The sequence below is a fragment of the Shewanella surugensis genome (genome assembly GCF_023284005.1).
Taxonomy (GTDB): domain Bacteria; phylum Pseudomonadota; class Gammaproteobacteria; order Enterobacterales; family Shewanellaceae; genus Shewanella; species Shewanella surugensis.
The window spans coordinates 1-19,791 of the sequence record NZ_JAKIKS010000063.1 but is presented as its reverse complement, the minus strand read 5'-3'; the positions used below and the strand labels follow the sequence as shown (position 1 = coordinate 19,791).

17 protein-coding genes are annotated in these 19,791 nt (G+C 42.0%); 6 read left to right on the top strand and 11 right to left on the bottom strand.

Annotation, left to right across the window (positions count from 1 at the left end; genetic code table 11):
• The first annotated feature begins 284 nt into the window (after positions 1–284).
• Together L2764_RS15545 and L2764_RS15540 are read left to right on the top strand one after the other, a co-directional pair.
• Positions 285–1,388, top strand: a complete 1,104-nt coding sequence (locus L2764_RS15545) for a hypothetical protein (RefSeq protein ID WP_248941180.1) — start codon at positions 285–287, stop codon at positions 1,386–1,388.
• Between the two features lie 683 nt (positions 1,389–2,071).
• Positions 2,072–3,556: an MAC/perforin domain-containing protein gene (locus tag L2764_RS15540; RefSeq protein ID WP_248941179.1), complete on the top strand. Its 1,485-nt coding sequence runs from the start codon at positions 2,072–2,074 to the stop codon at positions 3,554–3,556.
• A 155-nt stretch (positions 3,557–3,711) separates the two neighbouring features.
• Here the strand turns inward: L2764_RS15540 and fdx are convergent, their stop codons facing one another.
• The 9 genes from fdx to trmJ form a co-directional block, all read right to left on the bottom strand.
• A complete protein-coding gene (gene fdx, locus L2764_RS15535) occupies positions 3,712–4,050 on the bottom strand; it encodes an ISC system 2Fe-2S type ferredoxin (RefSeq protein ID WP_248941178.1) in 339 nt (112 codons plus the stop codon).
• Between the two features lie 8 nt (positions 4,051–4,058).
• Entirely contained in the window at positions 4,059–5,921 is a 1,863-nt protein-coding gene (hscA, locus tag L2764_RS15530; RefSeq protein ID WP_248941177.1) for a Fe-S protein assembly chaperone HscA, read from the bottom strand.
• 163 nt (positions 5,922–6,084) lie between these two features.
• On the bottom strand, positions 6,085–6,615 hold the full coding sequence (hscB, locus tag L2764_RS15525) for a co-chaperone HscB (RefSeq protein WP_248941176.1): 531 nt from the start codon (positions 6,613–6,615) through the stop codon (positions 6,085–6,087).
• Between the two features lie 16 nt (positions 6,616–6,631).
• Positions 6,632–6,955, bottom strand: coding sequence for an iron-sulfur cluster assembly protein IscA (gene iscA / locus L2764_RS15520; protein ID WP_248941175.1), 324 nt, complete (start codon positions 6,953–6,955; stop codon positions 6,632–6,634).
• 14 nt (positions 6,956–6,969) lie between these two features.
• Positions 6,970–7,350, bottom strand: coding sequence for a Fe-S cluster assembly scaffold IscU (iscU, locus tag L2764_RS15515; protein WP_248941174.1), 381 nt, complete (start codon positions 7,348–7,350; stop codon positions 6,970–6,972).
• Between the two features lie 32 nt (positions 7,351–7,382).
• The gene (locus L2764_RS15510) at positions 7,383–8,597 is read right to left on the bottom strand and encodes an IscS subfamily cysteine desulfurase (protein WP_248941173.1); all 1,215 of its coding nucleotides are present in this window, start codon (positions 8,595–8,597) and stop codon (positions 7,383–7,385) included.
• Positions 8,598–8,680: 83 nt separating this feature from the next.
• Positions 8,681–9,142: a Fe-S cluster assembly transcriptional regulator IscR gene (gene iscR / locus L2764_RS15505; protein WP_248941172.1), complete on the bottom strand. Its 462-nt coding sequence runs from the start codon at positions 9,140–9,142 to the stop codon at positions 8,681–8,683.
• A gap of 465 nt (positions 9,143–9,607) precedes the next feature.
• Positions 9,608–10,423 (bottom strand): serine O-acetyltransferase, encoded by an 816-nt coding sequence (gene cysE / locus L2764_RS15500; protein ID WP_248941171.1) that lies wholly within the window; start codon positions 10,421–10,423, stop codon positions 9,608–9,610.
• 20 nt (positions 10,424–10,443) lie between these two features.
• Positions 10,444–11,184: a tRNA (cytosine(32)/uridine(32)-2'-O)-methyltransferase TrmJ gene (trmJ, locus tag L2764_RS15495; protein WP_248941170.1), complete on the bottom strand. Its 741-nt coding sequence runs from the start codon at positions 11,182–11,184 to the stop codon at positions 10,444–10,446.
• A 160-nt stretch (positions 11,185–11,344) separates the two neighbouring features.
• Here trmJ and suhB point away from each other — a divergent pair, with 160 nt between their 5' ends.
• Positions 11,345–12,148 carry an inositol-1-monophosphatase gene (gene suhB / locus L2764_RS15490; RefSeq protein ID WP_248941169.1) on the top strand — a complete coding sequence of 268 codons (804 nt, stop codon included), beginning with the start codon at positions 11,345–11,347 and terminating at the stop codon, positions 12,146–12,148.
• A gap of 62 nt (positions 12,149–12,210) precedes the next feature.
• Here suhB and L2764_RS15485 read toward each other — a convergent pair whose 3' ends face one another.
• Positions 12,211–13,740 (bottom strand): PhoPQ-activated protein PqaA family protein, encoded by a 1,530-nt coding sequence (locus tag L2764_RS15485; protein ID WP_248941168.1) that lies wholly within the window; start codon positions 13,738–13,740, stop codon positions 12,211–12,213.
• 279 nt (positions 13,741–14,019) lie between these two features.
• On the opposite strand from L2764_RS15485, the gene L2764_RS15480 reads away from it, so the two are divergent.
• Positions 14,020–15,474, top strand: a complete 1,455-nt coding sequence (locus L2764_RS15480) for a carbon starvation CstA family protein (protein WP_248941167.1) — start codon at positions 14,020–14,022, stop codon at positions 15,472–15,474.
• 75 nt (positions 15,475–15,549) lie between these two features.
• Here L2764_RS15480 and L2764_RS15475 read toward each other — a convergent pair whose 3' ends face one another.
• Positions 15,550–16,443, bottom strand: a complete 894-nt coding sequence (locus L2764_RS15475; protein WP_248941166.1) for an NAD(P)-dependent oxidoreductase — start codon at positions 16,441–16,443, stop codon at positions 15,550–15,552.
• 195 nt (positions 16,444–16,638) lie between these two features.
• Between L2764_RS15475 and L2764_RS15470 the strand changes: the two genes are divergently transcribed.
• Together L2764_RS15470 and L2764_RS15465 are read left to right on the top strand one after the other, a co-directional pair.
• Positions 16,639–18,003: an aminotransferase-like domain-containing protein gene (locus tag L2764_RS15470; protein ID WP_248941165.1), complete on the top strand. Its 1,365-nt coding sequence runs from the start codon at positions 16,639–16,641 to the stop codon at positions 18,001–18,003.
• 55 nt (positions 18,004–18,058) lie between these two features.
• A complete protein-coding gene (locus tag L2764_RS15465; RefSeq protein WP_248941164.1) occupies positions 18,059–18,817 on the top strand; it encodes a ribonuclease H family protein in 759 nt (252 codons plus the stop codon).
• Positions 18,818–19,791 lie beyond the last annotated feature (974 nt).

Below are 19,791 nucleotides of genomic sequence, written 5' to 3'. Positions count from 1 at the left end.
AATCAATATAAAGAAGATGATGCTATAAAAAGTAAAATAAAAACATATTATTAGGTACAAATTGAAACAAATATAAAAAATGCTTTAAAATTAAATAAATATTTGAACAATACATAATAAAACCCAATTAAACAGTAAAAAATACTAAAATAAAAGGTATTCAATGCTAATATTATATGCAGGTTAAATATTAACGTAGTAATTAAGCAAATTAAGCACTAACCTTTTATTTTTTAACCAATCAAAATTTAGTTTGTCTTTATCAATCTGATGAAAGGAATTTAATGATGGATATTAATCATATAAAATACTATTTACTCATCACTCTATTGTTTCCTATATTGAGTTACGCTGACGATGTTTGTTACAACGCAGGAAGCTATGTGTTGTCTCCAAATGAACCCGTGACTTTTTCCTCTAGAGGTTACACTCTTGAATTAACCCCAGCTGGAGAGCTATTACATAAAGATCCCCATGGCAGTAACATGCACAATGATTTACAAGATACCTTTAACACGTCAAATCTAGGCATTAATGCAGCAAGCTTTCAAGGCGATGGTAACTTTGTCATTTATGACCTTGGTGGCAACCCTACATGGGCCAGTAACACACAAGGAAACCCTAATGCCGTTTTATGTTTAAAAGATTCTGGGGTAGTCGCTATTTACCAAGATAGCTCTCAAAGCAATCAGCTTTGGAGTACTACAGGCATAAAGGAAGGGGGCGTTTGTTATGCTCGTAATGCCAATGTGCCTATTATATCCAATGATGGTAAAACCATTCCTTTTTCTGCTGGCTACTATATGCAAATGCAAAATAGTGGTGACTTACATCAACGAGACCGGAATAATGTCATTCTGTGGCGATCTAATACCGAGTATCTAAACAATCCTGACTCTTATATGATGTTTAGGGATGGCTGGCTAACCTTAAAAACCACTGATTATATTAACAATAATGCAGGTACTGAAAAACATGTCAAAACTTTTAATGACTATACTGGTACTTATGTGTGTTTCGCCGATGATGCAATAATCAAAATATACGGCCGCCAAAACAATAAAATTTGGGATAATTTCCAATATAACGCTATGATCCCTAAATCAAGCGTGCGTTTTGTCAACCAATCGAAAGAAACATTATATGTCACTCTTCGAACTAGAGCTGGAAATGGTACATGGTGGGCCAACAAAGACCTTAAACCAGGTGAAGCCTATGAAGCACCAGATACAAATGATCCTCAAGTGCAATTTTATTTAGAAAATGTTAGTAATAGCACATGGTACTGGGAATTCTTTACCTTAAATGCTGGTCACCAAGGAGCCTATTGCGGTGTGATTGATGGCAAGCGAACCATGAATAACGTTACCCCCTGTCTGGTTTATTAATAGTGAATTATCATTATTACAAACTCCCAGTAATGATCATTTATCTGGGAGTTTTTTATTTGTACCTTTTATGACCAAAATGCTCCTCCCTGCTCATAAACCTCAACTCGAGATATAAAATTGAACTCATCACAGACCTTATGCTCGATGCTTTCAATAAAAAGCGACTTAAATAACAGCGGCTTTAAACTTCGAAGCCATTGTTATACCAATTCCAGTAAATAGATGATCAATTCAGAGCCTCTCAGGTTTTTCAATTCAAGGCGCATTGATTGATAAAGGGTTATTCCCTTTAAAATTAATGCAACGCCGAAGTGGAATGCCTGAAAGACTCACGTAGTGCGGGTTTCAAAATACTTTATGCTACGTTAGATACTTTCGATATACGCCCCCATGGATGGGGAAGGTAGAGCGACGTTTGAACCCAAGCCGAGAATAACTATTAGCTTCAAACATCCGCAACCGCCATGGATGGTGGGACTGTCAGGGCTACCAATAGTATGATTGCCGTATTGAAAACTGGCCTACACAATGACTCCCGCTTTATAGCGAAGTACCATCAAGTAAAATAATTAACCCAAAAATACATTCCAAGCGAATGGATTTTTTATGCCCAGCCTCTATTGAATTAAAACCACCTACACTAAACATATGCCAAACAATATCTAAAAGGATTTCATGCCATGACAGTGACTGGTGAAATGACCCATGAAAAATATAATCAATTTAAAGTCACCCCTCAATATCAAGGTCATGCCTACCTTGAACTGTTACGGCATAAACTGAACCTTGCACCAAATATCTTAGCGGGTGTCGAAGCCATCGGCGCAGGCTATGATATTTATGGCCACTATGCCTTTGCTAAAAGCATTACTACACAACTGTTTGATTGGTCAAAAGCACAAACAAGCCCTGTTGTCTTCGACAAAAGTACCGTGGTGCCTACTCCCATCACAGTCGAACAGCTCAACAATACGCAATATAAATCATTTTCTGGTACGAATATTGGTCGATACCAAAATAGCTTATCGGTTCCAGCCGATATCGGTGGGGCATTTAACTTATTTTCCAGTGCGGTCACCAATGATTTTTCATCACGTAGCCTCAGAGAAGCCGAAAATGAATTCACCCGTATACAACAAACCATCAATTTATGGTCACTCAAGTTAGTGATGGATCCACAGCCTTTAAGGGCTTTACTCAAACAAGAAATACAAGATGATATCGATGCCGCCAATACCGCCTCAGATTATGCCCAACTATTCTCGCAATATGGTAGCCATTTTTTAACAGGGATCGTTATTGGCGGCCGCGCCGTTTTAGCCTCATCGACCAATAAAATTAACATGGATAAAACCTACCCCATCGACACAATTGCCAAAGCCGTGTATCAAAAGCTCACTGGTCAGATTTCACTAGAGGATCAGCAAGAATACGAAGAGGCTATGCATAGCTTTAATGCTCACTCAAATTCAAGACACTTAATCATTGGTGGCGATCCCAGCCCCGCAATACACGCCTTTTCAGGACATAATAAGCCCTTTATGGCTTGGAGTGACTCCCTTCATCAAGCACCCAGCATGGTCGACTTTACAGATGAGCAGCCTTTAACTGGCATTTGGGAACTGTGTAGTCAATTAGAGAATAAACAAAAAATGCACACTTACTTTAAAGAAGTATGGGTCTTGGGCGCCTTTAAATCACATCAAATTTGGGCTGATTACATTGATAGCATCATCATCATTCGCGGTGATCACTCATCCATAAAACCACCCAGCGGCTACGTTAAAATCTCAATCAATCTTAATAAAGACTCCGGCGGTGATTATATCTATCTTTGCTATCATAAGGTCTCTGCCGATGGGGCAAGAACAGATAACTCTGATTGTATCTCAGATATTCAAATTATTATGGGCGAGCACACTCAACCTTCAGTAGGGTTCACTAAACTCGATGTTGATTTAAACCGAGGCTCTGGTGGAGAATACATTTACCTTTGTTATAAAAAGTCTGCCTTTATTGATGCTATTGCCATCAAAGATCTCGATGTGATCAGTGGCAGTAATCCCGATCTTCCAGCCCCTTTTGGCTTTAGCCGACTTGAACACGACCTGAATAAAGGCTCTGGAGGCGATTACATTTACCTGTGTTATTCAAGCAGTGTCTGAGCCAACATTGCCATTAAACCACTATCGATACAAGACAATAAACATTTCAGGACTGGACAGATCAGAACATAAAAAAGCCAACTTAAAAAATAAGTTGGCTCTTAAAAATAGAGCACCGATTAAGAAGTACGCTGCTTAGTCTTAATGCATTGCTCTTAGTTACTTTCACTCACCATGTTAATCGTATACTTGGGTATTTCAACGACTAAATCACTGCTAGGTACCTTAGATTGGCATGACAGTCGACTCTCAGGCTCTAAGCCCCATGCTTTATCCAGCATATCATCTTCAAGCTCATCACTTTCTTCGAGTTCATCAAAGCCTTCTCGTATCACAACGTGACAAGTCGTACAGGCACATGATTTTTCACAAGCATGTTCAATGTTAATGCCGATGCGTAAGGCAACATTTAATACGGTTTCACCTTCGTTTGCTTCAACAACCGCCCCTTCTGGGCACAACTCTTCATGGGGTAAAAATACAACTTGTGGCATCTTATTACCTATATATTATCAACAGACTGGCCCTTTAATGCCAGTTTAATAGAATTATCCATACGTTTCGCGGCAAAGTCTTGAGTCAAGTGATCTAAAGCTTCAATCGCTTTTTCAATAGCGTCCGCATCATTAGCAGATCTGAGCTGCGATAAGCTTTGCATACTCGCTTCAATTTGGCTGCGCACCTCATCTGAAAGCAAGTCGCCATCTTTGTTCAACGCGGCAGAAATCGACTCTAGCACGCGGGCGGCTTCCACTTGTTTTTCCGCAAGCATTCGACGGCTGATATCTTCCTTAGCATGGGTCATCGACTCTTTGAGCATGTGACCAATTTCCACATCCGATAAACCAAAAGACGGCTTCACTTGAATGCTAGATTGAACACCTGTAGACTTTTCCATCGCTGTCACACTCAGCAAACCATCGGCATCCACTTGAAAGGTCACTCGAATATGTGCCGCACCTGCCGCTAATGCTGGGATCCCTTGCAAAGTAAAACGCGCTAGAGAACGACAATTATCAACCAGTTCACGCTCGCCTTGCACCACATGAAAGGCCATTGCCGTTTGCCCATCTTTGAACGTGGTAAACTCTTGCGCACGAGCAATGGGAATAGTGGTATTACGAGAGACCACTTTCTCAACCAAGCCGCCCATGGTTTCAATCCCTAACGATAACGGAATAACATCTAATAGCAATAAGTCGGAATCAGGTTTGTTACCGACTAAAATGTCGGCTTGAATCGCCGCGCCAACGGCAACGACTCGGTCAGGATCAATCGAGGTTAACGGCGTTTTCTTAAAAAACCGTAAAACTTGCTCTCTGACTAATGGCACGCGAGTCGAGCCGCCCACCATGACGGTTTCTAACACATCATCAATGCCCACGCCCGCATCACGCATCGCGCGGCGACAACTGTTAATGGTTTTCTTAACCAGAGGTAAAACGAGTGCATCAAACGCATCACGAGTCACATCAAAGCGCAAAACATCCTGGGTTGCTAATATTAAGGATGCCGTCACTAATACATTGTCGGTTAAGGCTTCTTTGACGCGCCTTGCTTCAATCAACAGCTGTCTTTCTAACGTTGGCGAAATATCGGTTAATTGCCATTGTGCTATCAATTGAGCCGCCAGAAGGTGATCAAAATCATCGCCACCCAAGGTCGAATCACCGCCCGTTGCTAACACTTCAAATACACCTTTATTTAAGCGTAAAACCGAAATGTCAAAAGTGCCTCCGCCTAAATCAAACACTGCAATCACACCTTCTTGCCCAGAATCTAATCCGTAAGCAATCGCAGCCGCTGTGGGTTCATTAAGTAATCTCAATACGTTAACGCCGACTAATGCCGCCGCATCTTTGGTGCCTTGACGCTGTGCGTCATCAAAATAAGCCGGTACGGTGATCACCACACCTTCAAGCTCACCACCTAGGGTCGCTTCCGCCCTGGCAACCAAAGGTTTCAGTATTTCAGCAGACACTTGAACGGGATTCACTTCACCTTGTTCGGTAATAAACAAGGGAAGTCCATGATCACTACTGGAAAAACGATAGGCTGATATGAGGTTATTTGATTGGAGATCGTTAAGACTGCGGCCCATAAAACGTTTAACCGAAACAATCGTATTTTGAGGATCTTGCGCCGAATAAGATTCAGCCTCATAACCAGATTGTATTTGATCTTTAGTGTAGCGAATAATCGATGGGATAGAATGACGTCCATCGAGATCCGGAAGTGTCGTCGCCTTGCCGCTACGCACGGCAGCAACAAGCGAATTGGTGGTGCCTAAATCAATCCCCACAGCGAGTCTGTGTTGATGAGGCGCTGCGCTCAGCCCAGGCTCAGCTATCTGAAAAAGTGCCATATTTGTCCAACTTTATGAGGTAGGCGACACCGATCTCTTTTCAAACAGCAACTTGCTATATGGGCCAGTCGATTTCATCATCACAACGAAAACACACGACACACAAACAGCGCAATAACGGGATCGAATATCACTTACCCACTCAAAAAATACCGAAATAAACTCACTCGTCATCGAATAAGGCATCTTCAGCCCTACTCAATTCATCTTGTAATTTTACCATGAATTTCAACTTGCGAATATGATCCGCGGCTTGATGCCAATCTTGTGGTTGATCACTTTCAAGCAATATCGCTAACCTCGATATAATAGATTGAGAGTAATCAATAAAACATTGATTCAGCTCATCAATTAAATCATCAGGCGCAGCGCTATCCCTAATATCTTCAAGCGATTCACGCCACTGCATTTGCTGCATTAAAAATGGCGTATCTTTCACCGTTGTCGACTCATGACTCAGCTCAATGCCTTTTAAGGCTAATAAATGCTCAGCACGTGAAACGGGATTTTTTAATGTTTGAAATCCATCATTAATCTGCGCCGTCCGCTGTACCGCTAAACGTTTATTTTGCTCTGTTGAATGCGCAAACTTATCGGGATGAACCGCCTTTTGCAAATCGCGATAGCGATGAGCAAGTAGAGCGGTATCGACATCAAAGGAAGGAGAAAAACTAAATAATTCGAAATAATTCATAGTTTAACTGAGGCAATTAAACGGTAAAGCTCTCACCGCAACCACACTCGCCTTTTGCATTGGGATTATTAAATTCAAAACCTTCGTTTAAGCCTTCTTTAACGAAATCCAACTCTATGCCTTGAAGATAAACCAGACTCTTAGTATCGATAATGATGTTCACACCATCGATAGCATAAAGTTCATCATCGTCATTTAGATCATCAACAAACTCAAGTATATAAGCCATACCTGAGCAACCCGATGTCTTCAACCCGATGCGTAAACCTAAGCCTTTGCCGCGACTGGCTAAGAAACTCTTAATCCGCTCCGCCGCCGCTGGCGTAATCGTCATTGCCATTTTAACTCCAGCGCTTAGCTAATTTTGCTTTTATATTCATCTAATGCCGCTTTAATGGCGTCTTCAGCCAAAATAGAGCAATGAATTTTAACCGGAGGTAAAGCCAGTTCTTCTGCAATATCCGTATTTTTAATGGTTAATGCCTGCTCAACAGACTTACCTTTCACCCATTCAGTCACTAATGAACTTGAAGCAATGGCGCTACCACATCCATAGGTTTTAAACTTCGCATCTTCAATGATGCCATCGTCATTAATACGCAGTTGTAGTTTCATTACATCACCACAAGCCGGTGCACCAACCATCCCAGTTACCACTGAAGGATCGTTTTTGTCAAATGAACCCACGTTACGTGGATTCTCATAATGATCGATTACTTTTTCGCTATAAGCCATGGTACTTCTCCAATTTATCTATTCGTGAACGATTAATGATGTGCCCATTGGACAGAATCCAAATCGATACCATCTTGGAACATTTCCCATAGAGGAGACATTTCTCGTAATACACCAATAGACTGTGTAATTGTTTCTATTGCATGCTCAATTTCTTCATCGGTAGTAAAACGACCAATAGAGAAACGGATAGAGCTATGCGCCATCTCATCATTAAGACCCAGTGCTCTTAATACGTAACTGGGTTCTAAACTGGCAGAGGTACACGCTGAACCAGAAGAAACGGCTAAATCTTTTAAGGCCATCATTAATGATTCACCTTCGACAAAGTTAAAACTAACATTTAAACTGCCACAATATCTTTGTTCTAGATCACCATTAATATAGGTTTCTTCGACATGTTTAATGCCATTCCATAATTTATCGCGTAAACGCAAAATACGCGCATTATCAACATCCATATCCGTTTTTGCAATCGCAGCCGCTTCCCCCATTCCCACAATTTGATGTGTCGCTAATGTGCCACTGCGCATACCCCGTTCATGTCCACCACCATGCATAGTCGCTTCTAAACGAATACGGGGCTTACGGCTCACATATAGCGCACCAATACCTTTTGGTCCATACATTTTATGTGCTGATATAGACAGTAAATCCACTTTCGTTTTTTGTACGTCAATCGCTAATTTACCTGCGCTTTGGGCAGCATCAACATGAAATACAATTTTACGTGAACGGCATAACTCACCAATAGCATCGATATCTTGGATCACACCAATTTCATTGTTGACCTGCATGATGCTGACTAAAAGGGTATCTTCACGCATGGCATTTTCAATCATTGCAACGGGGATCAAACCAGTATCTTCAGGTTGTAAGTAAGTCACTTCATAACCTTCACGCTCAAGCTGGCGACAGGTATCTAATACCGCTTTATGCTCAGTCTTGCTGGTGATGATATGCTTACCTTTTTTCTGATAAAAATGCGCCACACCTTTAATAGCTAAATTATCAGATTCAGTTGCACCTGAAGTAAATACAATTTCACGCGGATCGGCATTAATCAGTTCTGCTACTTGGTTACGCGCTATATCCACCGCTTCTTCAGCTTGCCAACCATAACGATGAGATCGTGACGCAGGATTGCCAAAAATGCCGTCCATTGTCATACACTGCATCATTTTTTCTGCAACACGTGGATCGACTGGTGTCGTCGCAGCATAATCTAAGTAGATAGGTAATTTCATCTCACACTCCGTACTCTGTCGCCTTTTGATTAAGGCCACTCACAACGTACAAAAATTTATTTTTATAATCATTGCAAAGGATATTAAACGCTCAACCTTTGCGCCTTTTGTAACTTATCTTGTTTAACCGAGATAAACTGCACATCTCGTTTATGCATCAGTCCTGCTAAACTGATACCATTCAAAAAATCTGAAATCTGATCGCTTAAATCCCCCCAAAGTGAATGCGTTAAACAACGACTTCCACCTTGGCAATTCCCCTGTCCCTGACAACGCGTGGCATCAACAGACTCGTCGACAGCACGCACGACCATACCCACAGAAATCTCGCAGGCATTCATACCTAAACGATAGCCACCACCGGGTCCACGGACACTGGAGACTAATCCATTCTTTCTCAATTTAGCAAAGAGTTGCTCTAGATAGGACAGTGATATCCCCTGACGTTCTGAAATGTCAGCCAGTGGTACTGGCCCAGCGGTAGAATGCATAGCAACGTCTAACATCGCTGTCACTGCATACCGACCTTTAGATGTAAGTTTCATGTCGACTTCGGCTCCCAGAAAACGCCTAAAAAGCATAGTATAATTTCAACATACCTGAGTAAATTAGTCAAGTATTAAGCCTAGTAATTTACTCAAGTATTATTGAACTCAAGCCACCAATAAAAGCATTAAACGGGCCAGCCAATCTTAAGCTCGGTATTTAACCTTTTTCTCACTCAATATTCAATAATAATTGCGCTTTTATTTGCCCAAAAGCGTGGGTCTATGGATCTTTTCTATTATTTTCGCAACCGTTTGTGGACTATTTAGACAAGACAGAGATTGCGCCGTATCATAATTCATCATAAGCAATTGATAATTCAGTAGATAATGAGTCAGTGATACTGCATTCATACTTTTATAACATGGCTTCGGTTAACCGCTTTTTTCTCGAACAGTACTTAACCACCAAAGATCAACAGGCCTAGGTAAAAAAGCACGATTCATAAAGAAAACGATTAAACGTTAAATGATGGGGTCGAATTCATCCAGTCCCTGTTTGCGTTTCTGCGCGGCAGCGAGTTCTACATCACTAAATTCATCCACGTCCAGATCCGGTAACTTATCGGTGCACACACTGCCACCCATGGTTTGTACCGCTTGACAAAGATCTTGTACCTTGGTGTCCATTAAATGCATATGATCCAGCATTTGCCCTATAGCATTCGCCACAGGATCCGGATTATCCGGTGCGACAGCATAGGCATCGAAGCCATATTTTTTCGCCATTTCATTACGGCGATCAGATGTTTCTTTAGACTGATCCGAAGCCGTTGTCACCACACGTCCAGGAATGCCGACCACCGTTGTATCACTGGGGACATCTTTCACTACCACGGAATTTGAACCGACTCTGGCCCCGTCATTCATGGTGATCGGACCTAAAATTTGTGCGCCCGCACCCACGACGACGTTATTGCCTAAAGTTGGATGGCGTTTTCCGGCCTTCCAAGTGGTCCCCCCAAGGGTCACACCATGATACAAAGTACAATCATCACCAATTTCAGCCGTTTCACCTATCACCACGCCCATGCCGTGATCGATAAAAAATCGATGGCCTATGGTTGCCCCTGGATGGATTTCTACTCCGGTCAACCAACGGGCAAAAGTCGATAAACTGCGCGATAATAGACGCCATTTCTTCAACCAAAGTTTATGGCTTATCCGGTGGATCCAAATCGCTTGCATTCCCGGATAATTTAACATGATTTCTAAGGTCCCTTTTGCAGCAGGATCTCTGGGATATATCGATGCTATATCATCTTTTAGTCTTGCAAACATGGTAAGGGTCCCTTGTAATTTCATTGCTCGTTTGAGGTTTTATCCACGACTTTTTTATCGACCGACGTCAATATACCCCGTAAGATATTCATCTCCGCCCGCTCTATTCTTGCACGACTAAACAACCGACGCAGTTTAGTCATCACTTGGCCGGGATGATTTTTCACAATAAAGCCTGTCGATAATAACGTACTTTCTAAATGCTCAAAAAAGTTCTCTTGATCTTTTGCTAACGGATAAACTTCCTCAACCTTAGGATAATCTACTTTAGTCGAGGCGAGATGCGCCATGCGTGCTTCATAGCAAATAATCTGTACCGCTTGAGCAAGATTCAATGAGGTATATTCAGGATTCGCTGGGATAGCAACATGATAAGTACACTTTTGTAACTCTTCATTGCTCAAGCCATTATTTTCACGGCCAAACACAATCGCAACCGGGCCGTTTACCGCAGAACCAACCAGTTTCTCACCCGCTTCGCGAGGATCGAGCATAGGCCAATCAAGCGTGCGACTCCGAGCACTCGTCGCGATCACCATAGCGCAATCGGCAATGGCCTCTTCAACGGAATTAACCGTCACAGCATGTTTAAGAATATCAGAAGCGCCAGCCGCCAAAGCAACAGAATGTCCATCTGGGGCCACTTTTGGCTCTGCAAGATATAAAGAAGATAATCCCATGGTTTTCATTGCACGGGCTGTAGAACCAATATTCCCAGGATGGGAAGTACCGACGAGAACGACACGTATATTACTCAGCATTAAACGACTTAATTTATATAGAAGAACATCTGGAAATGATGTTACCACACACTAGTCAAAATACTTATACTTAAATCAACATTTGATATAACGCATAAATCACGTATAATCCCGCTCCGATTATACGTATCCGTTCTTTAACATCCAGGGGATAGCAACCATGCTTCCGATGCAAACTATTGCTGTACGCGCCGCTCGCGCCGCCGGCCAAACTATTGTACGCGCCTTTTCCGAGCTTGATCGTATTGAGGTCAGCTCTAAAGGAATTAATGACTATGTCACTAATGTGGACAAGGAAGCAGAATCAACGATTATTTATCAGATCCGCAAAGCCTACCCAGAACACACCATCATTGGTGAAGAAATGGGTGAAAATAGAGTCGCTAAAAGTGATTATGTATGGATAATTGATCCTTTGGATGGCACCAATAATTTCGTTAGAGGTATTCCTCATTTTGCCGTTTCTATTGCCATGCAATTTAAAGGTAAAACAGAAGTCGCTGTTATTTATGATCCTATTCGTGACGAACTCTTTTCAGCAGTCCGTGGTAAAGGGGCAAAACTGAATGATTTCCGTATCCGCGTTAAAAAATCTAATGATTTAAACAGCACCATTATCGGTACTGGTTTCCCTTTTAAAGCCAAGCAGCACACAGAAACGTATATGAAGATGTTTACTGAAGTCTTCAGTCAATGTGCCGATTTACGTCGTGCTGGCTCTGCTGCTTTAGATTTAGCCTATTTAGGTGCGGGCCGTTTAGATGGTTTCTTTGAAATTGGCCTAAAACCATGGGATATTGCCGCTGGGGATTTAATCGTGCGTGAAGCAGGCGGTACCGTCACAGATTTAGCTGGTAACCATAACTACTTAAACTCGGGTAATATCATTGCAGGCTCACCAAAAGCCACTACCGCTATGGTAAAAAGTTTCCGTCCTTTGCTAAATGACGCATTAAAGCGTTAATGATCAGCCCTTCAATCTGTTAAAAATAGAATAAAGGTGTCTGTTTAGGCGCCTTTTTTCTATTATTGTATTATCTCTACCTTAGGTTTTAATTTTGCATTTTTCAGCAACTCGGTCAAATCCTCCCCCACCACCCACGCTTTTCCACTGACGATAATCGGTGTGGTAACGGTAATGTCCCCCGATGGCGTTGCAAAACTCATCTCGACAAACCTTGCCCAATACCCTTTTGGCTGAGTCACATTCGCAACCTTGAATTGGCAGCTTTTCTTATCACACTCACCGGACAAGCTGGTCGCCGTAAAGACGATCCCCGCATTCACTCTAAAATCCCGTAATGTTGGATTGTAAGCTTGCCATAAACGCACTTTTTTAGGGGCTTGATGGGTATTCACTGTATTCAAACGCCCTTGTTTATTAAGTGTCCAACTGAGTACCGGTGGCGATATACCTTGAATCAACTCGCCATAAAAATTAATCACCTCTTGGGTGACTAGCGCCATATCAATATAGTGGCTTTGATTTGGCATGGCTCTGAGGGTATTCACCCCAGGCAGCTTATCTAAATACAAGCTTAATGAGTCAGCAGCAAAAAAGTCATCGCCCGCGGCACTGATAATGTATTTGGGGATGGCTAACCGTTGCCGATAAGCACTGTTATCATCATAAGTAAGTGGATCTTCAATTTGCATGAGCTGACTAAATTCAGGCGAGTCTATTCGCGTCGTGATCCCCTGTGAAACATAATCATTAAATGCAGGCGGCCAGCCTTTAAAGCTCTGATAAATATGCTCAAGATTGGCTTTGGTATCTAAGATATCAATCACTATGGGAATGAGTCCATTGACACGTTTATCCGCTAATGCCACCAGCCAAGCTGCCCAACCTCGCTTACTGGCCCCTGTCACAACAAAATTTTGGGGCACTTTCCAGCCTTTTTTCTTGGCCAAAGCTTGTACTTTATCCATCGTTACCACCGCCGCTTTGGCCATGGGTAAATGCACTGACCAATAGGCTTGACTAGGATCATTAAGGTAGCGGTTCCAAGTATAGGCCACCAAATCATCTTCTTTACGTTCAATACCATCATCGAATGCTAAATACTGATTGGGCGCATAACTCATCTCAATCACGTAAGAACGGGATGCTTGAGCAATCGCTAACGCATCCATATTCCGACTTTGACTCACTTTGGTCTCATTTAGAGGATGATTGGTTCCACCATTGATAATGAGTAACGCTTGATGCGAATTAGCACTATTGAGTTTTTTGGGTTGATAAACCTTCACTTGATGCTGCCAAACAGTGCCTTTATCACTGATGTTTTTTTGTGGCCAAAATAAACTGTCGAGTCGATATTGAAAAATATTAATATTACCTGACTGACTTTCCTCTTCCAGCGCCCATGTGGGATTAAACCCTTTAGCCTTATCTTGTATATAACAGCCTAAGACTGTTTGAGGGTTTTTCTCTAATGATTGAGGATCGCACGCAGCCGTTGCGAGCGAAACAAACAACAAGAAAAAAATAACAAATAACACAAAGTGATAGACAACCTTTTGTAAAAATAAACTTTTCTGTGTCAATATCATCACCATTACTCCTTGTGAATAATGATTAATATATAGCCTAAAAAGGCCTATCTCACCAATATGAGCCACATAACTAAAAATAGAGTCCTTACCATTAGATCCGTTTATTTTATACTGAGTCACTTTTACATTCAGTGACTTGTATTTTTATTAAGCTCTCCGTATGGTGATATTTCTTACAACAAAAGTTGAATACAACAAAATCAATTACTTCATAAAATGACTTATGGTTATTTCCTAAACACCGATTAACGTTGTCATTCATCACAAGGAAAAAATATGCTGTGGTTTTTACTCTGTATCGGATTACTCATTGGTGGCTATTTCATTTATGGCGCTTTTGTTGAGAAAATTTTTGGGATCAGCCAACATCGCCAAACGCCCGCTTTTAAGCAAACCGATGGCGTCGATTTCATTCCAATGCCTAAAGGTAAGGCTTATTTAATTCAATTACTCAATATTGCAGGTGTGGGTCCTATTTTCGGTCCTATTCTAGGTGCACTGTATGGCCCTGCTGCCATGCTTTGGATCGTCTTAGGCTGTATTTTTGCCGGTGCTGTGCATGATTATTTTTCTGGCATGCTCTCGATCCGCAATCAAGGCCAGTCCATTCCCCACTTAGCCGGAAAGTACCTCGGCAAAAGCGCAAAACATTTTATGAATGTGTTTGCCATTATTCTGCTCTTACTCGTCGGTGTGGTCTTCATTTCAGCGCCTGCGGGTTTACTCAGTAAACTCACAGGCTGGAACGTCAGCATATTTGTCATGCTTATTTTTAGTTATTACTTACTCGCGACCTTAGTGCCTATCGATAAAATTATTGGCAAGCTCTACCCCTTCTTTGGGGCCTTGTTATTATTTATGTCTGTTGGACTCACCATTGCGCTGGTTTTATCCAATGAACATCAATTATTAGCCAGCTATAGTGTCAGTGATGTTTTTAGTAATCTTAATCCCAATAATATGCCGTTATGGCCAGCACTGTTTATCACGATTGCATGCGGCGCAGTGTCGGGATTTCATGCCACTCAATCGCCCTTGATGGCACGTTGTGTTGAAAATGAAACCAATGGGCGTTTCGTGTTTTTTGGTGCAATGATAGGAGAAGGGATCATCGCGTTAATTTGGTGTGCTTTAGCCCTTTCATTTTATGATGGTGTCGCTGGACTCAATGCGGAGATGGCGGGTAACCCTGCCAACTTAGTCTATACCGCATCCCATGTGCTACTAGGCAGTGTCGGAGGTGGACTGGCCATTTTAGGCGTAATTATTCTGCCCATTACTTCAGGCGATACCGCTTTTCGTTCTGCACGACTGATTTTATCTGAGATGTTCCACACCTCACAAAAAACACTGCCGAAGAGATTACTGTTTGCGGTTCCGCTGTTTATTGTTGGAGGGATTTTAACCCAAATCGATTTTGCCGTACTTTGGCGCTATTTTGGGGTCGCCAATCAAGCCACCGCCGTATTAATGCTGTGGACAAGTTCGGCTTATTTATTACGTCATCAAAAACTGCATTGGATCACGACCCTGCCCGCGATGTTTATGACCACTGTTGTCATCAGTTTTTTATTACATTCCGAAACCTTAGGCGCGGGGCTGCCGATGATGATATCGACCACTGCGGGGATCATTTCCACCCTAGTGGTAACAGCACTGATTATTATTAAAGGTAAACAAGCGAGTGAGTTAGGTGTATTGAATCAAGATGACGATGTCATTAAAGACTAAACCAAATAAAGTAAAAAACTAAGTTAAAGACGGGGATCCATGATCACATGGGTCCCTTTTTTAATGATTTAACGCTTATTTGTTGAGCGACCATTTATCTATCGACAGTGATTTTATCAATACCGAGGTGTCCATACGACCCAACCCTTGCTCAGATAAGGCTTTATAATCTTTATTCACCGTTGCCGTTAAAGGCAATGTTAACTGATGCTGCGCCGCTTCATCCAAACAGATCCCTAAATCTTTTATCATCCAGTCGATGGCAAAACCAAAATCAAATTTATCTTGAGCCATCGTCCCTGCCCGATTCTCCATCTGCCAAGAGCCTGCCGCGCCATGTTTTAACGTCGCCACCACATCTTCAATATTAAGATTGGATTTTTCAGCTAACGTTAACGCCTCACTTAATCCTTGTAATACACCCGCAATACAAATTTGATTCACCATCTTACAGCGCTGTCCTTGTCCATTTTTACCTAGTAATCGGCTTTGTTTAGCATACACATCCATCACTGGCTGAACACGGTCAAATATTGCTTGTTCACCGCCACACATAATGGTTAAGGCCCCATTTTCAGCCCCAGCTTGCCCACCTGAAACAGGTGCATCTATGAAGTGGACGCCTTGATGCTGGCAATGTTCACTGATCTCTAATGCCAGTACCGCAGACGTCGTAGTGTGATCAACTAGGATGGCACCTGATTTCATTCCAGCCACAATACCTGATCCGCCATACACCACACTTCTCACATCATCATCATTACCCACACAAACAAACACAATATCGGCATTGGTTACGGCGGCTTTCGGTGTCGCCGCGCTGCGACCTGAGTATTGTACACACCACTTTTCAGCCTTATCGCTACTGCGATTAAACACTGTGGTGGAGTAACCCGCCTGCTGCAAATGACCCGCCATAGGAAATCCCATCACTCCTAACCCAATAAATGCGACATTAATTGAACTCATATTCATTTGCCTTTTTAAATGTTAATCCACGATGATGACTCACGAGCCATCGACTTAACTTTGATTATTGACTTAGTCTACCCCCCCTTATTGACCTATGTCAATTTATTTTAATGCATGTTTACTTATAGCAATTTTATCCTTACACTTGCTTCAATTAAGGTAAATTCTAAGCTTGTGCCAAGGATAGTCCCCATGAGTAACAATAAATTTAGGCACATTGCCCAAACCATCGACAGCCGTATTTTAGAAGGTCTTTATCCCGCCAATACCAAATTACCCCCTCACAGAGCCCTTGCCGATGAATTAGGCACCACCCCTAGTACAATCGCAAAGGCTTATGCTTTACTAATGGAACACGATAAAGTGATTTCTTTTGTGGGCAAAGGCACCTTTGTTTGTGCCAGCTCTCAGCTAGAAAATGTGATCCAAGCAAATGGTATTGAAGAAGAGTATAACTTCTCCATCCTCCAACCTTGCTTGATATATAACCAATCCGCATTGCAGAATGCGTTTCAACAAAGTAGCCAACAGATGACGACTGAACTCATGGGCTATACCGATCAAAGTGGTCACATTGCGCATAAAAAAGCAGGCGCTAAATGGAGTCGCGCGTTTGGATTAGAAGTCAGTCACCCCCAAGATATTTTACTGGCCAGTGGCGCCCAAAATGCATTAGACATGTTAATACAGACCTATACTCAAGCGGGTGATATTATTGCTGTTGAGGAATATACCTACCCAGGAATATTATCCATTGCTCAATTGCACGGACTCACTGTTGTCGACATTCCGATGGATGAACACGGCATGCGAGTCGATGCGCTGGAGAAAGCATTAAACTCACATCCCATCAAAATGGTGATTATTCTTCCCTCACATCAAAACCCCACCACCATCACCATGTCAATATCACGACGCCAAGCTATCGCTACGGTATTAAAGCAACATCAAACCTGGTTAATCGAAGATGATTTATATGGCTTTTTAAATGAAAAAGTCATTCCTGCTATTACTAACTTTATCCCTGAGTTAAGTTTCCATATTAGCGGACTTTCAAAGGCCATTTGCCCTGCACTTCGCTGCGCCTTTATTAAGACTCCAAGAAGCGAAGTCAGAAAAGTGAGTGCCTGCATTCGCTCTTCTATCTGGCTGGCTTCGCCCTTCACTTTCGACATTGCTAAATACCTTATCGATTCAGGTGATGCATTTAAATTAGTCGACACGCAAAAAGCAATTGCAAAAAAACGCCAAGCCTTCGCCAAAATAGCCTTTTCCTTTTTAACACATTACAGTCACAATACCAGTTACCATATGTGGATAGCCTTACCGGCTCATTGGCGCAGTGAAACATTATTAATGGAAACCAAAGACCGGCATTTATTGGTGAGCAGCGGCAGTTTTTTTACTCATGCAACTCAGCAGGCCTCTGTGAGCACTCAATATATTCGGTTATCGCTTATGGCCATTAGCAACGAAAATCATTTTCAGCAAGGGATCTTACAACTCGCGGCCTTAATTAAAGAGGATCCCAAACATGCGTTTTTACCACTAACTTAAACAGACTAAAGAATAACTTAACTTTAAAATCAAACGCTTAAATAAAGAGAACACCATGGCAAAAAAGTTTTATGTGGTTTGGGCTGGTAGGAAGACTGGCATTTTTACTCAGTGGGATGAGACTAAAAAACAGGTTGACCATTTTGCAGGTGCAAAATATAAGTCCTTTAAAACAGAAGCCGAGGCCAAAGCCGCCTTTGCTCAAGGAAGCAATCAAAGCTCAAGCAATAAAAAAACCACCACGACGCCAAAAGCAAAGGCCACACCAGCCTCTCTCCAAGACAACCATCAACAGATCGATGTCATTCTTTATACCGATGGTGGCTGTGAGCCCAATCCAGGAAAAGCAGGCTCCGGCGTTGCCATGTATCACAAAACCGCATTAACGGCACTTTATTACGGTTTATATGATGCTAATGGCACCAATAATTCAGCTGAGCTCAATGCGCTCTATCAGGCACTGCTTCTGGCAAAAGAGGCCATAGACGCTAAGCAATCGGTGCAAATACTCAGTGACTCACAATACTCGATTAATTGCATCACCCAATGGGCAACGGGCTGGAAAGCAAAAGGATGGAAACGACAAAAAGCGGGCGACATTAAAAATCTTGAGATCATTAAACAGGCTTATGCACTCTATGAGAGCCTAAAAGCGGATCTGTCGATTCAACACGTCGCCGCTCATATTGGCATCGAAGGTAATGAATTAGCCGACCGCATGTCGATTTATGCCATCGAGCAGAAAAACCCTCAGTTTTGCAGATATGACAAAACCTTGGATATTCCGTACTTGCTGAGTTTGCGCACAGGGTAGGAATGAACGTGAGTACCCACTCACACTGGGCTTAGAATATTAAGCTGCGCTTAATGGAAGATCGTGGACTCCCATCCACACTGGGGAGATCGTCAAGTTCCACTTAACAATGGCCAGAGGGGAACCACAGCAATCCCCTCTTGGATCACCTTGCTGCCCCAAACGAAGTAAAACGCTTTCATTCTCGATAAACAAAAATAGCTATCGCCTCATATTCATCATCCCTGATTCAACTAAGGCTATTTCGACTTCCTGTCTCAATCACACTATTTTTTATCGAATAATCTAAGCTACTTCGATGGGGGAGTAAAAAAGCACAAGCAAAGCAGCGCATTTGTTGATATTGATTCAGATTATTAAATATTCTCCTTTTATGGGTATTTATCGCCTCCAGCGGGGAATTTTCGGGACGCTGTTAACCTGTCTGACCTGCATGGATAGCAAGAAATGCCTTAAATTGTTGGGAACAATTTTGGCCATGGGCACTCTGCGACTTCAAATGACATCCTTGTCTAACTGCCAGCCAAATATCCCCTATTTGTCCCTCATAGAAGCCATATTTATGACTTCCACCTTGAAGTCGAAGCCCTCAAATTCACTTGCACTAGTTGATAAAAATAATGAGGCTTAAAACAGCATTAGTGCAATATGATCCAAATAAAGTAAAACTAAAGCAGGGTCAAACCACACGATAGTGTTTAAACCCTGTTTAAATCGTCCTATGTGCCACGAACGAGGGCAAGGGAATATATAGAGCTTATTTTTACTTTCAAAGGCGCTAGAATGAGTCTTATAAAAATGTAATTTTTCACATTAAAGATGTCAAAACTAAAATCTATGGTTAATACTAACACTAAACATTATGAGCTATAGTCGTTTCTGGTGTATGAGGATAAAGCATTGCGATGTAACCTGTTAATTGATCTTGGCCGATCAACAATTAACAAAAGGAACATCGCAATGACTAAAAATGA

Coding starts and splice junctions, on each gene's coding strand:
- L2764_RS15545 (WP_248941180.1), top strand. CDS start 285: ATGATGGATATTAATCATATAAAATACTATTTACTCATCACTCTATTG.
- L2764_RS15540 (WP_248941179.1), top strand. CDS start 2,072: ATGACAGTGACTGGTGAAATGACCCATGAAAAATATAATCAATTTAAA.
- fdx (WP_248941178.1), bottom strand. CDS start 4,050: ATGCCACAAGTTGTATTTTTACCCCATGAAGAGTTGTGCCCAGAAGGG.
- hscA (WP_248941177.1), bottom strand. CDS start 5,921: ATGGCACTTTTTCAGATAGCTGAGCCTGGGCTGAGCGCAGCGCCTCAT.
- hscB (WP_248941176.1), bottom strand. CDS start 6,615: ATGAATTATTTCGAATTATTTAGTTTTTCTCCTTCCTTTGATGTCGAT.
- iscA (WP_248941175.1), bottom strand. CDS start 6,955: ATGGCAATGACGATTACGCCAGCGGCGGCGGAGCGGATTAAGAGTTTC.
- iscU (WP_248941174.1), bottom strand. CDS start 7,350: ATGGCTTATAGCGAAAAAGTAATCGATCATTATGAGAATCCACGTAAC.
- L2764_RS15510 (WP_248941173.1), bottom strand. CDS start 8,597: ATGAAATTACCTATCTACTTAGATTATGCTGCGACGACACCAGTCGAT.
- iscR (WP_248941172.1), bottom strand. CDS start 9,142: ATGAAACTTACATCTAAAGGTCGGTATGCAGTGACAGCGATGTTAGAC.
- cysE (WP_248941171.1), bottom strand. CDS start 10,423: ATGTTTGCAAGACTAAAAGATGATATAGCATCGATATATCCCAGAGAT.
- trmJ (WP_248941170.1), bottom strand. CDS start 11,184: ATGCTGAGTAATATACGTGTCGTTCTCGTCGGTACTTCCCATCCTGGG.
- suhB (WP_248941169.1), top strand. CDS start 11,345: ATGCTTCCGATGCAAACTATTGCTGTACGCGCCGCTCGCGCCGCCGGC.
- L2764_RS15485 (WP_248941168.1), bottom strand. CDS start 13,740: ATGATATTGACACAGAAAAGTTTATTTTTACAAAAGGTTGTCTATCAC.
- L2764_RS15480 (WP_248941167.1), top strand. CDS start 14,020: ATGCTGTGGTTTTTACTCTGTATCGGATTACTCATTGGTGGCTATTTC.
- L2764_RS15475 (WP_248941166.1), bottom strand. CDS start 16,443: ATGAGTTCAATTAATGTCGCATTTATTGGGTTAGGAGTGATGGGATTT.
- L2764_RS15470 (WP_248941165.1), top strand. CDS start 16,639: ATGAGTAACAATAAATTTAGGCACATTGCCCAAACCATCGACAGCCGT.
- L2764_RS15465 (WP_248941164.1), top strand. CDS start 18,059: ATGGCAAAAAAGTTTTATGTGGTTTGGGCTGGTAGGAAGACTGGCATT.